Annotated in this window: 13 protein-coding genes and 1 other annotated feature; of the genes, 9 read left to right on the forward strand and 4 right to left on the reverse strand. The window is 33.0% G+C overall.

Annotation, left to right across the window (positions count from 1 at the left end):
• Positions 1-55 precede the first annotated feature (55 nt).
• Positions 56-1,057, reverse strand: a complete 1,002-nt coding sequence (locus tag ACSULM_RS00095) for a proline dehydrogenase family protein (protein WP_436859750.1) — start codon at positions 1,055-1,057, stop codon at positions 56-58.
• A 264-nt stretch (positions 1,058-1,321) separates the two neighbouring features.
• On the opposite strand from ACSULM_RS00095, the gene ACSULM_RS00100 reads away from it, so the two are divergent.
• The 3 genes from ACSULM_RS00100 (at position 1,322) to ACSULM_RS00110 (ending at position 3,838) form a co-directional block, all read left to right on the forward strand.
• Positions 1,322-2,146: an alpha/beta fold hydrolase gene (locus ACSULM_RS00100; RefSeq protein ID WP_436854159.1), complete on the forward strand. Its 825-nt coding sequence runs from the start codon at positions 1,322-1,324 to the stop codon at positions 2,144-2,146.
• Positions 2,147-2,332: 186 nt separating this feature from the next.
• Positions 2,333-3,289, forward strand: a complete 957-nt coding sequence (locus tag ACSULM_RS00105; RefSeq protein WP_436859751.1) for an L-lactate dehydrogenase — start codon at positions 2,333-2,335, stop codon at positions 3,287-3,289.
• A 147-nt stretch (positions 3,290-3,436) separates the two neighbouring features.
• Complete coding sequence (locus tag ACSULM_RS00110) at positions 3,437-3,838, forward strand: transcriptional regulator, SarA/Rot family (protein ID WP_436859752.1); 402 nt, start codon at positions 3,437-3,439, stop codon at positions 3,836-3,838.
• A gap of 385 nt (positions 3,839-4,223) precedes the next feature.
• Here ACSULM_RS00110 and ACSULM_RS00115 read toward each other — a convergent pair whose 3' ends face one another.
• Positions 4,224-4,784 carry a tRNA (mnm(5)s(2)U34)-methyltransferase gene (locus ACSULM_RS00115; protein ID WP_436859753.1) on the reverse strand — a complete coding sequence of 187 codons (561 nt, stop codon included), beginning with the start codon at positions 4,782-4,784 and terminating at the stop codon, positions 4,224-4,226.
• Positions 4,781-5,734: a TIGR01212 family radical SAM protein gene (locus ACSULM_RS00120; protein ID WP_436859754.1), complete on the reverse strand. Its 954-nt coding sequence runs from the start codon at positions 5,732-5,734 to the stop codon at positions 4,781-4,783. Before ACSULM_RS00120 ends, ACSULM_RS00115 begins: the two co-directional genes overlap by 4 nt.
• A gap of 110 nt (positions 5,735-5,844) precedes the next feature.
• Between ACSULM_RS00120 and ACSULM_RS00125 the strand changes: the two genes are divergently transcribed.
• The 3 genes from ACSULM_RS00125 to ACSULM_RS00135 all read left to right on the forward strand — a co-directional run bounded on the left by ACSULM_RS00125 (position 5,845) and on the right by ACSULM_RS00135 (position 10,185).
• Positions 5,845-7,014, forward strand: coding sequence for an MDR family MFS transporter (locus ACSULM_RS00125; protein ID WP_069995058.1), 1,170 nt, complete (start codon positions 5,845-5,847; stop codon positions 7,012-7,014).
• Between the two features lie 181 nt (positions 7,015-7,195).
• Positions 7,196-7,389 (forward strand) — a binding site (T-box leader).
• Between the two features lie 51 nt (positions 7,390-7,440).
• Complete coding sequence (gene leuS / locus ACSULM_RS00130) at positions 7,441-9,855, forward strand: leucine--tRNA ligase (protein ID WP_436859755.1); 2,415 nt, start codon at positions 7,441-7,443, stop codon at positions 9,853-9,855.
• Positions 9,856-9,873: 18 nt separating this feature from the next.
• On the forward strand, positions 9,874-10,185 hold the full coding sequence (locus ACSULM_RS00135; protein WP_436859756.1) for a rhodanese-like domain-containing protein: 312 nt from the start codon (positions 9,874-9,876) through the stop codon (positions 10,183-10,185).
• Positions 10,186-10,261: 76 nt separating this feature from the next.
• Here the strand turns inward: ACSULM_RS00135 and ACSULM_RS00140 are convergent, their stop codons facing one another.
• Entirely contained in the window at positions 10,262-11,524 is a 1,263-nt protein-coding gene (locus ACSULM_RS00140; RefSeq protein ID WP_436859757.1) for an NAD(P)/FAD-dependent oxidoreductase, read from the reverse strand.
• A 122-nt stretch (positions 11,525-11,646) separates the two neighbouring features.
• Between ACSULM_RS00140 and ACSULM_RS00145 the strand changes: the two genes are divergently transcribed.
• Genes ACSULM_RS00145 through ACSULM_RS00155 form a run of 3 tightly spaced genes read left to right on the forward strand, consistent with a single transcriptional unit; the run spans position 11,647 to position 14,404 of the window.
• Positions 11,647-13,281 (forward strand): putative polysaccharide biosynthesis protein, encoded by a 1,635-nt coding sequence (locus tag ACSULM_RS00145; protein ID WP_436859758.1) that lies wholly within the window; start codon positions 11,647-11,649, stop codon positions 13,279-13,281.
• Positions 13,281-13,979, forward strand: coding sequence for a pseudouridine synthase (locus ACSULM_RS00150; RefSeq protein WP_436859759.1), 699 nt, complete (start codon positions 13,281-13,283; stop codon positions 13,977-13,979). The genes ACSULM_RS00145 and ACSULM_RS00150 overlap by 1 nt, the downstream gene beginning before the upstream one ends.
• Positions 13,980-13,996: 17 nt before the next feature.
• The gene (locus ACSULM_RS00155; RefSeq protein ID WP_436854148.1) at positions 13,997-14,404 is read left to right on the forward strand and encodes a YtxH domain-containing protein; all 408 of its coding nucleotides are present in this window, start codon (positions 13,997-13,999) and stop codon (positions 14,402-14,404) included.
• The last annotated feature ends 257 nt before the right edge of the window (positions 14,405-14,661 follow it).

Consider the following 14,661-nt stretch of genomic DNA (forward strand, 5'->3'; position numbering starts at 1 on the left):
AGTTTGAAAGCAGCTTTTGTATTGCATATTTATAATGGACTCTGTTGTTCAAATATTACTTTTTCAAGAATCGTCCAACTAGCACGCCAGTTGCAACAACGGTTGCCAAGGTACCTGCGACAACACCTGCTTTTTTAAGTACTGTTGGTTTGAGTAATTCTTTAAACATTAAGTTTAAGTTTTGAGGTCTTTCAGCTAATCTTCTCATAAAGTAACTGAACCAGTCATCACCGTATGGTACGTAAATACAGAAATTGTATCCTTCACCTGCAATTTGTTCAGCTAATTCTGAGCGAAAACCATAAAGCATTTGGAATTCATAGCGATCTTTTTCAATATTATTATCTTTAATAAATTGTTTAATATGCGTAATTACTTTATCATCATGTGTTGCGATGGAAGTTACATTTTTTGCATTTAATAATCTTTTTTCAATTAAACGTATGTAATTGTCATCGATTTCTTCTTTCGATTGATAAGCAATTGTATCGCTTTCTTTATAAGCTCCTTTAACCATACGTAACCTTAGCTCTGGATATTTATCGATTAAAGCATCTGCTTTATATAAATAAGCTTGAATGACAGTTCCCACATTTCTAAATTCACCTTTTAAGCGATCTAATACTTGTGTGATGTCAAATAAACTATCATATTTTTCAGTATCTATATTAATATGCATATTATCGAACTCATTTGCTTTCAATAATATTTCACGCAAGTTACGATAGGCAAGATCTATATCAAATTCTGAGCCTAACTGACTAAGCTTAACAGACATATGACCATCCAAATTATGATTATAAATAGCATACATCACTTCTAAAATTTGATCCTTTGCCTGAATTGCTTCGCCTTCTGTTACAACAAATTCCCCAAGGCAATCCACTGTAACAGTAATTCCCTTTTGATTTAAACGTTCAATTGTGTCTACTAAGGATTTAATTGTATTTCCGGCAACTACTTTGTTCGCACCGAAGATTGGTCCAACTTCCTTAGCAGTCTTATTTAAAAACGAACTATTTGATAGTCCGATAAAAAAATCTTTCACAATTGGCATATTAATTCCTCCCATTCTGCTTATAGCTATGTTTCAGTAATAGTGTATCATGAATCTAATAGTTATGAAATCGTTTACAATAAAATATATTACACTTTATATTATAATATACACTCTTGTGGTAGATAATTTTTTATATCAGAGAAGAACGCATAAAAATAAACAATTTTTCAGGATATTTAAACTGTTTAAAATGGAAAAAGTATCACGCATTTTGATACAATAAGGCTATTGAATTTTATATAAGAAGGGGAAGTATGAATTATGTGGAAATGGGAAACCGAAAATGAAGCTAAAGGTGTCGTTGTAATTGCACATAACATGCTTGAACATACAGGAAGATATGCATATGTGATTACTATGCTTCGCCGAAATGGGTTTCATGTAATCATGGGCGATTTGCCAGGGCAAGGACAAACCTCTAGATCAAACAAAGGTCAGATTGAAAATTTCGATGTATATCATGAACATATACTAGAATGGATTAGAATTGCAAATGAATATAAGTTACCAACGTATGTATTAGGTGTTGGTTTGGGTGGTTTGATTATTTTAAATTTACTAGAAAAAGTCGAAGTACCAATTGAAGGGTTAATGCTCGTGTCACCACTATTAGAATTTAAGAAAAGTAATAAATCTAGAAAAGATAATATTATTTCTAATGTCGGAAAAATTGCTAAAGATACTAGGTTTAAAGTAGGTATCACCGTTGAAGATTTGACTAGAAATGAAGAAGTGATTGATGAAACTTCTAACGATCAATTAATGTTGAATAAAGTAACTTACCACTGGTATAAACAAATTGTTGAAATTATGAAAGAAACCGTCAATCATTTAAAAGATGTGAAGTCATTACCAATGTTATTAATGTATGGTACTGCAGATAAAGTGGCAGACACAACTGCGATGGATTTGATTAAAGATAAAATTACTACTAATGAACTGTATTTTAAAGCTTGGCAAGGGTTATATCATGAAATCCATAATGAGCCTGAGCGAGATGAAGTGATGCGATATATATTAGCATTTCTAAATAATAGTGCTAGTAATAATGGATTTATCGTACATGATGAGAATGAAGTTTCATAAATATTACTTAAAATTAGCCTCGGACAGGTATCTGTTCGAGGTTTTATCATTGTTAAAGAATATAAACCAAAAAATGTGAAAATAATCACATAAACTGATTGTAAATAATGTGGAAACCTGTTATATTTATATTGTGAAATAAATCACAATATAAAACAGTTAATTTTAAGGTGAGGAGAGTCAATTATGGAATATATTAAAGGTAATAAAGTGGTATTAATTGGTGATGGTGCTGTTGGTTCTAGTTATGCTTTTGCATTAGTGGCTCAAGGCGTAGTTGATGAACTTGTAATTATAGATTTAGATGAAGCTAAAGTAAAAGGTGATGTCATGGATCTGAATCATGCAGCACCATATGGTGGATCTCCGGTGAAAATAAAAGGTGGTAGTTATGAAGATTGTCATAATGCAGATATCGTAGTTATCACAGCTGGAGCAGCTCAAAAACCTGGTGAAACAAGATTAGATTTAATTGAAAAAAACACAAAAATATTTAAATCAATCGTTACTGATGTGATGAAATCAGGATTTAATGGTATCTTCTTGGTTGCAACAAATCCAGTCGATGTGCTTACGTATGTTACACAAAAAGTTTCTGGTTTACCAAAAGAAAAAGTCATTGGTTCAGGTACAATATTGGATACAGCACGCTTTAAATATGAATTAGCAGAAGAATTTGGTGTTTCTGATAGAAGTGTGCATGGCCAAATTATTGGTGAACATGGAGATTCTGAACTTGCAGTTTGGTCACAAGCAAATATTGCTGGCCAACCTTTATACCAATTATTAAAAGATGATCCTGAAAAACAACATAGAATTGAAGAAATTTTTATCAATACGAGAGATGCTGCGTATGACATTATCCAAGCCAAAGGGGCTACTTATTATGGTATTGCAATGGGATTAGTGCATATTACCAAAGCCATTCTAAATAATCAGAATGTAGTACTCACTGTTTCTAGCTATTTACAAGGAGAATACGGTGAAGAAGATGTATATATTGGTGTACCGACTAAGATTAATAGACAAGGTGCCGTGGAAGTATTTGAAATTCCGTTAAGTGATGAAGAAAATAAATTATTTAACAATTCCGTAAATATTTTGAAAGAAATGCAAGATAAAATATCTCATTTAATTGCATAATTCATAGTTTAATTTTAAACTGTATATAAGATTAATTTTATTAAAAATTCTAATATTTATTCAGTGTTGATTTTATACAGTGAATGATGAATTTGATAAATTAATTTTACATGTTTAAACTTTATATTATGATTGGGGGATTATGCTATGGGGAAAGCATTTGCTGAGAAAGTTGATGGTATATTGCAATTAGAATCTGTGCTCAAAGAAATTGATGATATTTTTGCACAAGTTCAAAAGCAATATAAGATGTCAAAAGAAGAATTACTTATACTTCTGACATTGTGGAAAGAAGGATCAATGACTTTAAAGGAAATGGATGAGTTCGTACATATTAAATCATACAAAAGAACGCGTACTTATAATGATTTAGTTGAAAAAGCGTGGATTATTAAAGAAAGACCACAAAATGATGAACGTACAGTTATTATTCATTTCAATGAAGATTTAAAAGGTCAAAGGGAAAGTCTTTTAAACATCTTTAAAGAACAAATTGATTCTAAAGCATCAACTATTCAACACAGTCTTAAATCTATCTTAAATTTATAGGGAATTCATTAAATCTTATTGCCTGATTGCAATGGTTTAGTAATGGAGGCCGGGACATAATATAATGTCTCGGCCTCCTTAATTATATAAATAGTAACTAACTGAATTAAAAAGCGCTAGTGTAAAGCGCAACTGTTATATATATGATGGTTAGCCTTGTTATTGTAAAAGCTTTAGCTTTTATAATATTAACTCTAGGCATTCTTGGTGAGAGGGCGCTATGTAATCAATATTAGGAAAACAAGATTTCTATGCAGCTATTTTTTGTATACCAATCATAATGTTATTAAATAAAAAATGGGAGCAGGACTAGGAAGACAAACAGTTAAGTTAGTTTTCGTAGTACTGCTCCCAAATTATATGAGATTTCTTGTTTTTTGAATGATTATCTTTTTTCGATTGCGCAAATGAATGGTGGATTATTTTGCTGATTAATAAATTGATATTGTAGTACATGTGCTTTATTTTGATCAAATTGCTGAAGAAAAGTTAAGATTTCGTCACGTTCTACTTTGCCTTCTTCATGCCCATGATATATAACCAAAATAATGATTCCTTCAGTTGCTAATAAATCGAATATATTTTCAATGGCTTCGATAGTACTAGCTGCTTGCGTAACTACTGATTTGTCGCCCTTAGGTAAATAACCAAGATTAAAAATTGCTGCATCGACTGCACCGTGAACTTCAATAGGGATATGTGATTTAACATTGGCATGACTATCTTTAATCAGTGAAATATTAGTGAAATCGACAGTTTTTGCTTTAGTATTGTTAATTGCTGCGTCTTGAATATCAAATGCATAAACTTTACCATCAGGCACTTGTTGAGCAAGAAATAGAGTGTCGTTACCATTGCCACATGTTGCATCAATGACGATACTGTTATTTGTTGTATGTTGTTGTATTAATGTCTTTGTGAAAGGTAAAATGCGTTCGAGTTTCATGACTTTACAGTACTCTCGAAATATTTTCCTTGATATGACTCTCTACGTGCAAGTTCATTATCGATTTCATTTAATACTTCCCACTTATTGACACTCCACATCGGTCCAACCATCAAATCAATTGGGCCATCGCCTGTAATACGATGCACAATCATGTCTTTTGGAATAATCTCTAATTGATCGCATACTAATTTAGTATATTCTTCTTGTGACATAAACTCTAACATGCCTTTATCGTACTGTTTAACCATAGGTGTACCTTTAAGCAAATGAAGTAGATGGATTTTGATGCCTTGGACATCCATTTGTGCTACTTCTTTAGCTGTTTCCATCATCATATTATAATCTTCACCTGGTAAACCATTAATGATATGTGTACAGATATTAATATTATGCTTACGTAATTTTGCTATACCTTCATAATATGTCTTCATATCATGCGCACGATTAATTAAGTCAGAAGTTTTTTGGTGTACTGTTTGTAGACCAAGCTCAACCCATAAATAGGTACGTTCATTTAATTCTGCTAAATACTCAACGACATCATCAGGCAAACAATCAGGGCGTGTCCCTATAGATAATCCGACAACACCAGGTTCTTTTAAAGCAGTTTCATATTTTTCACGTAATACTTCGACAGGAGCATGCGTATTAGTAAATGCTTGGAAATACGCAATGTATTGGCCATCTTGCCATTTTTCATGCATTTTATCTTTAATTTCTCTAAATTGTACTTCGATTGGATCCACACGATTACCGGCAAAATCACCACTACCTGCTGCAGAACAGAATGTACATCCTCCATGTGCAACGGTGCCATCTCTATTTGGACAATCAAACCCACCATCAATAGCGACTTTGAATATCTTTTGGCCAAATTTATTTTTTAAGTGATAATTCCATGTGTGATATCTTTTATTTTCGAATGCGTAAGGGAAGAATTGTCCCATGTAACATTTTCCTTTCTAAATTCATTCTAGTTAAAGATTTTAACATATTTTAGTGATATAGTGTTTAGAGTAAATTAAGAAATTTTTAAACGGGAAAGGAGCTTAATGTTATGAATATGCCTAAATCCGTTTGGTGGCTTGTCATTGGAATGGCATTAAATATCACTGGCTCAAGTTTCTTATGGCCGTTAAATACAATTTTTATGAATGAAGAATTAGATAAAAGTCTAACTGTAGCTGGTTTAGTCTTAATGATAAATTCTTTTGGAATGGTCGTCGGAAATTTATTAGGTGGCAATTTGTTTGATAAATTAGGTGGATACAAAACAATCATGATTGGTACGGTTATTTGTTTAATGAGTACTACATTGCTCAATTTCTTTCATGGTTGGCCATGGTATGCAGTGTGGCTTGTTACTTTAGGTTTTGGTGGAGGAATGATTGTTCCAGCAATCTATGCAATGGCAGGGGCAGTTTGGCCACAAGGTGGACGTCAAACATTCAACGCGATTTATTTAGCACAAAATTTAGGTGTTGCAGTAGGGGCAGCATCAGGTGGTTTTGTTGCTGAACTCAGTTTTAATTATATTTTTATAGCAAATTTACTTATGTATATTGCATTTGCCATAGTGGCAGTGACTCAATTTAATATAAAATTAGATGTTAAGGTGAAACCAAATGATGCAATGGGATTATTGTCCAAGGCGTATCGTACGCAATTTATCGCATTAGTATTACTGTGTGTCATGTTCAGTATATGTTGGATTGCTTATATTCAATGGGAAAGTACAATTGCTTCGTTCACACAAGAGATAAATATTTCTATGGGTCAATATAGTTTATTATGGACTGTGAATGGAATTATGATATTAGTAGCACAACCGCTTATCCAACCAGTCATTCGATTGTTGAAAGGGAATTTGAAGTATCAAATGTTCGTTGGAATTGTTATTTTTATTATCTCTTTCTTCATTACAAGTTTTGCAGAACAATTTTCAATATTTATGGTAGGTATGATTATTCTTACTTTAGGGGAAATGTTTGTCTGGCCTGCTGTACCGACTATTGCAAATCAACTCGCACCTAAAGGAAAAGAAGGCGCATTTCAAGGCTATGTGAACTCAGCTGCAACAGTAGGTAAAGCATTTGGACCTTTAATTGGTGGTATTATCGTTGATACTTTAAATATGCAAGCGATGTTTTTAGGGATGATTGTATTATTGTTAATGGCACTTGTATTTTTAATGATTTACGATAAGAAATTATCCAAAGATGTGTAATAAATCATAAGAATTATTATTTGAAATATCTATATGCCCTCATCCAGTTAACAGTGGATGAGGCTTTTTTATAGAAATCGCTATTTATGTAGTTACATATATCTTTATATTATTGAGAATAGGGAAGCTGAAATATTGATAAATCAGTTTTATGGCTTGAAATAAATAGTTTTTTCAAATATCATTAATGATGAATAGGAGTAGTAGCACGCACACTTTTCAACAGAGAGCTAAGGTTGGTGGAACTTAGTGTAAAGTGTCTTGTGAACTTACCAGGACTTAAAGATAACTTATGACATCTCTTACTATTTAATTAAAATGAGTGCACATTTTATGTGAAACAGGGTGGTACCGCGGTGAAAAATCGTCCCTAGCGAATTACAATAATAGTTTGAGGTGTTTTTTTATTGAATAGGAGGAAAAGTAGTGAATTACAATCATAATGAAATTGAAAAGAAATGGCAGGATTATTGGCAGGATTATAAAACGTTTAAAACGAGTGATAATTTAGGCCAAAAAAAATTCTACGCGTTAGATATGTTCCCATATCCATCTGGTGCTGGTTTACATGTTGGACACCCAGAAGGTTATACAGCAACGGATATTATTTCACGTTATAAGCGTATGCAAGGATATAATGTGTTACATCCAATGGGGTGGGATGCATTTGGATTACCTGCGGAACAATACGCATTAGATACTGGAAATGACCCACGTGAATTTACAAAACAAAATATCGAGACATTTAAGCGCCAAATTAAAGAACTTGGTTTTAGTTATGATTGGGATAGAGAAGTGAACACTACAGATCCTGAATATTATAAATGGACTCAATGGATATTTATTCAATTATATAATAAAGGTTTAGCATATGTAGATGAAGTTGCTGTGAACTGGTGCCCAGCTCTAGGTACAGTTCTTTCAAATGAAGAGGTCATTGATGGTGTTTCTGAACGTGGTGGACATCCAGTTTATAGAAGACCAATGAAACAATGGGTACTTAAAATCACAGAATATGCAGACCGCTTATTAGAAGATTTAGATGACCTTGATTGGCCTGAATCCTTGAAAGATATGCAACGTAATTGGATTGGTCGTTCAGAAGGCGCTGCTGTTAAATTCGATGTTAAAGATGTTAATGATCAAATAGAAGTCTTTACGACACGAGCAGATACTATTTATGGTGCATCTTTCTTAGTATTAAGTCCAGAACATGAGCTAGTAAATCGAATTACAACGGAAGACAATAAAGATGCAGTTGTAGAATATCAGAAAGAAGCGGCTAAAAAATCAGATTTAGAACGTACTGGTTTAGCAAAAGAAAAATCTGGTGTGTTTACTGGTGCTTATGCGATTAATCCGTTATCTGGTCAACAAGTTCCAATTTGGATTGCAGACTACGTATTATCAACATATGGCACAGGCGCAGTGATGGCTGTACCAAGTGGTGATCAGCGTGATTATGAATTTGCGCAAGCATTCGACTTACCAATTATCGAAGTTATAGAAGGGGGCGATATTACCAAAGAAGCATTTACAGGTGATGGTCCACATATCAATTCTGGTGAATTAAATGGTCTGTATAATGAAGCGGCGATTGAAAAAGCGATTGCGTTACTAGAAGAAAAAAATGCAGATTCTCGAAAAGTAAATTATAAATTGAGAGATTGGTTGTTCAGTCGTCAAAGATATTGGGGCGAACCAATTCCAGTAATTCATTGGGAAGATGGTACAATGTCGACAGTACCAGAAGATGAGTTGCCATTATTACTTCCTGAAACAGATGAAATCAAACCATCGGGTACAGGAGAATCACCACTTGCAAATATTGATGATTTTGTAAATGTTGTGGATGAAACAACAGGAATGAAAGGTCGCCGTGAGACAAATACTATGCCACAATGGGCAGGTAGTTGTTGGTACTATCTAAGATATATTGATCCTGATAATGAAAATATGCTTGCAGATCCTGAGAAATTAAAACATTGGTTGCCAGTTGATTTATATATCGGTGGTGTTGAGCATGCTGTATTACATTTATTATATGCGAGATTCTGGCATAAGGTGTTATATGATTTAGGTGTAGTGCCAACGAAAGAACCATTCCAAAAATTATTTAACCAAGGCATGATTTTAGGTGAAGGTAATGAAAAAATGAGTAAATCTAAAGGTAATGTTATCAACCCTGACGATATTGTGAAATCACATGGTGCGGATACATTACGTTTATATGAAATGTTTATGGGACCTCTCGATGCAGCAATTGCTTGGAGCGAAAATGGCTTAGATGGCTCAAGACGTTTCTTGGATAGAATATGGCGTTTATTAATTACAGAAGATGGTTCAATTTCTAATAAAGTGGTAAACACACATAGTAAGACTTTAGATAAGACTTATCACCAAACAGTGAAGAAAGTGACAGAAGATTTCAATACACTGAACTTTAATACTGCTATAAGTCAACTTATGGTATTCATCAATGATTGTTATAAAGCGGATGAAATTTATAAGCCATATATTGAAGGATTTATTAAAATGTTGGCACCAATTGCGCCACATATTTCTGAAGAATTATGGTCACGCTTAGGACATGAAGAAACAATTACGTATCAACCTTGGCCTTCATACGATGAATCATTACTTGTTGATGACGAAATTGAAATTGTTGTGCAAGTGAATGGTAAAGTACGTGCTAAGATAAATGTTCCGAAAGATATTTCCAAAGAGGAAATGGAACAAGTCGCACTTGGTAATGAAAATGTTAAATCTGAAATTGAAGGTAAAGATATTAAAAAAGTAATTGCAGTTCCAGCAAAACTTGTGAATATCGTAGCTAAATAAAAAATGGAGGGTTAAATGATGGAATCTATTACAATACGCGAACTAAAAGAGAAAATCTTAGATGCAAATCCAGTCAATTTAATTGACGTTAGAACAGATGAAGAAACTGCAATGGGAATTATTCCAGGTGCTCAAACAATCCCAATGAACACTATTCCAGATCAATTGAAACAATTTAATGAAAATGATACGTACTACATTATTTGTAAAGCTGGAGGCAGAAGTGCACAAGTTGTTCAGTATTTAGAACAAAATGGTGTACACGCTGTAAATGTTGAAGGCGGCATGGATGAATGGGGCGACGAAGGATTAGAGATAAAAAGTATCTAATGCTTTAATTTAATATAAAGTTTGAGGCTGAGACAATCATGATGTTGTCTCAGCCTTTTTATATGTGTTGCTAATGTTATTCTGTTGTATAAAGGCTAGCATTGGAACCGGCAACATGGCCCGTGACAAGAGCGCTCGTAATATTATAACCACCTGTGTATCCATGGATATCAAGTACTTCGCCACATAAAAATAGGCCTGGTGTAATTTTTGACATCATAGATTTAGGTTGTATTTCTTTAAGTGAAACACCACCGCCAGTCACGAATGCTTTTTCAATCGATAATGTCCCATTTACAGGAAAAGTAAATCCTTTCAATAATGTTACAAGTTGAGTGATTTGTGCGTTTGAAATATGATGTGCTGTTACATCATCAGATATCTGCGCTTTTTCAATCATGAATAACAAATATCGTTCTTCGATTAAGCCATGCAAACTATTTTTTACGTATTTGTCTGGTGTATTTTCAAGCATTTTTCTAACTTTGTGTTCTAGGTCTTGGTGTGAAAGTTCTGGGAAAACGTCGATTTGCATTTGTATATCGTTACGTTTTTGATTTTTCTGTTCTTTATAAACGAATTGACTGCACCTTAAAGCAGCAGGTCCACTTATTCCAAAATGTGTAAATAACATGTCCATCTGATGCGTGATACGTGTTTTTCCATTCTTTTTTAAGACAGAAAGTGCAACATCTTTCAAACTTAAGCCTTTTAGGCGTTTATTTTTAATGAAGGATGCTTCAGATGTAATTGGAACTTCGGTAGGGAATAGTTCTGTTATTGTATGACCTAATTGTTCTGCGAATTTATAACCATCCCCAGTTGAACCTGTCTGTGGGACACTTGTGCCACCGGTCGCAATAATTAAACTTCGACTTTCAAATTGTTGTTGATCATTTAAAGTGACTATAAATGACTGTGTGTTTGTATATTCAATGTTAGTTACTGTAGCTTCCTCTTGTATCTCTACGTTATTTTGTTTTAATGTGTTGATTAATGCATCTACAACATCTTGAGCTTTATTAGAAATAGGGAACATACGACCATGATCTTCTTCTTTTAAAAGTACACCTCTAGATTCGAAAAATTGAATAATCGATTCATTATCAAATACTGAAAATGGACTATATAAAAATTTACCGTTTCCAGGAATATTTTTTATGATTTCATCGTAAGGAAGTCGATTTGTTACATTACAGCGGCCGCCGCCAGAAATTTTTAGTTTGCGACCAAGTCCTTTTTTCTTTTCAAGTAACAAAATATTTTCGTTATTTTGACTCGCTGCAGCAGCTGCCATGAGTCCACTTGGTCCGCCACCTATGATAATTGTTTGATACATTTTATTGCCTCCCTTAACCTGATAGTGTTAATTTTATAGTAATATAGTTTTGAAAAAAAGTAGTTATAACGTTATTATTAAGTTTACGAGTGTAAAAATTAATTTGAGATAGGAAGATCTGAATGAGTGAAAATAAAGAATTAGTGAGGGGAACCTTTTTAATTACACTAAGCATTTTAATTACTAAAGTATTAGGTGTAATTTATATTATTCCATTTTATGCAATTATTGGTGGCGAGAAAAATTTGGCGCCTTTCAACTATGCGTACACACCTTATAATATTGCCATCGCAATTGCAACTGCAGGTGTCCCTTTAGCAGCATCAAAGTATGTATCGAAATATAATGCTTTAGGTGCATATAGAATTAGTGAAAAGTTATATAAATCTAGTTTTATAGTTATGACAATAACAGGATTTATTGGTTTCTTACTTCTATATTTATTGGCTCCAAGTATTGCATCAATAACATTGGCTAATAAAGGTGATGTTAAAGGTGTTTGGACCGTTGATGATATCACATGGATTATTAGAATTATTAGTATTGTAGTTATCTTCATTCCACTATTAGCGACATGGCGCGGTGTATTCCAAGGTTACAAATCAATGGGACCAACTGCAGTATCCGAAGTGATAGAACAAGTAGCTCGAATATTATTTATCTTGATTGGTAGCTATTTAGTATTAAATGTATTCCACGGCAGTGTGCTCGCAGCCAATGGTGTCGCAACTTTTGCAGCTGCAATTGGCGCAATCGCAGCCATTTTTGTCTTGTGGTATTACTGGAGAAAGAGAAAAGGCAATATCGAAAGAATGGTTGCAACGGATAACACCGGTATGGATGTTTCTTACGGAAAAATGTATAAAGAAATTATTTCGTATAGTATCCCATTCGTTATTGTAAGTTTGAACTTCCCGTTATTTAATTTAGTGGATCAATTTACACATAATAGTGCTTTGAATATAGCAGGAGTAGCGAGTAACTTACATGATTATTTCTTTTCAATTTTAAATATGACAACAAATAAAATTGTTATGATTCCGACTTCGCTGTCAGCTGGTTTCGCGGTAAGTTTAATTCCGTTTATTACAAAAACGTATGCATCAGGGCAATTAAACGAAATGCATAGACAAATACGTACATCGTTAGGTGTATTGATGTTTATAACAGTGCCAGCAAGTTTAGGTATTATGGCCCTAGCATTACCATTATATACAGTTTTCTATACCTATAATGTTGACGGAAGTCAATTGTTGTTTTATTATGCACCCGTAGCGATATTAATCGCATTATTAAGTGTAACTGCATCCATGCTTCAAGGTATAGATAAACAAAAATTAACAGTATTTGTCATATTAGCAGCAGTGGTAATAAAAATTATTTTAAACACACCACTTATTGTAGCTTTCCATACAGCTGGTGCAATTTTAAGTACAGCAATTGCATTACTATTTGCAGTGTTATGTAATTTTTACATTCTTAAAAAATATGCAAGATTTAATTTTAGTGAAACATGGTTACACTTTGGGAAAATATTCTTATACGGTTTCATTATGATGATCGGTGTCGAATTGACATTCTTTATTTTACAAATGTTTATTTCACCAGAACGCAAAATAGGTGCTTTAGTCATTCTTGTTGTAAGTGTTGCTGTTGGTATGCTTATATACGGTAGTATTACAATGAAAACACGACTTGCGGATCAATTCTTAGGAGATATCCCAAATAAAATTAGACGTAAACTAGGATTGATATAATGCGTATAGATAAGTTTTTATCGAATATGGGTGTAGGTACACGCACAGAAGTGAAACAGTTGTTAAAAAAGAAATGCGTCACAATTAATGACAAGATTGAAACTTCACCGAAAATACAAATCAATCCAGAAATTGATATTATATCGGTAAACGATAAGCGTATAGATTACATCGATAAAGTATATCTCATGCTAAATAAGCCTAAAGGTTATATTTCAGCAACAGAAGATGGACAACATCAAACAGTGTTGGATTTAATTGATGAATATAAGTACTTGGATTTATTTCCAGTTGGCAGATTAGATAAAGATACAGAAGGTTTGTTATTAATTACAAATGACGGACAATTTAATCACCAATTAATGAGTCCATCAAAGCACGTTCCAAAAACGTATGAAGTAATATCTAAAAAAAATATTACAAAAAATGATATAAATGTATTTAAAGTGGGTATTGAATTGAATGAGGGATTGACGAAACCTGCAAAGTTAGTCCATAGTGATGAAGTGAACAAATCACTTGTCACAATTTATGAAGGACGCTATCATCAAGTTAAACGTATGTTTCATGCGATAGACAATGAAGTTGAGGCATTGAAACGTATTAGTATTGGCGACTTACAACTTGATTCAACACTGGCACCAGGAGAATATCGTCATTTAACTCAGGAAGATTTTAAATTATTAGATATAAAATAAAGAAGAGGTGTATTAATATGTCAAAATTATTTAAAGCAATTATTGGTATAGGTGGTGCAGCTGCAGCTGTCCTACTTTCTAAAAAGGAAAATAGAAACAAATTAAAAGATGAGTATAGTAAATACAAATCTAATCCAGAATCTTATAAACAAAATGCGAAAGATATCGCTAGCCAAATCAGTTCAAAAGCTGGTGAAACATATAATGAAGTAAAACAAGACCCTAAAGGTTATGCTTCAAAAGTGAAACAAGATCCTAAAGGTTTCATTAATGAACAAAAAGATCGTTTTTCAAACGTTTCTGGTAAAGATGAGGAGCACATTGATGAAGCAAGATTTACTGATGAAGGTGCTGCAGACCCATCAAACAACTTACGCGTTGTTACAGAAGATGAATTAAAAAATAATGGCAATAAAAACAAATAATACGATTTGATTTTTATTATCATTGAGACTGAGACAATTTCTAAAGTTGTCTCGGTCTTTTTTTGTACAGTAAATTGAAAGATAATAGTACGGCAAAACAATTGATAGTAGTACAGTTTTTTTATAGTCGTAAAAACAACGTTTGAACTGTTTAATTCAAAAACATAACAGATAAATATTTGAATAATAATAGTATCTCACTGTAGTTTCTACGCCACTTCATGTAAAATATTAGTTATATTCGCTATAAGAAAGAA

Origin of the sequence: Staphylococcus caeli (assembly GCF_051413795.1) — a bacterium.
In the GTDB taxonomy this organism is placed as follows: domain Bacteria; phylum Bacillota; class Bacilli; order Staphylococcales; family Staphylococcaceae; genus Staphylococcus; species Staphylococcus caeli_A.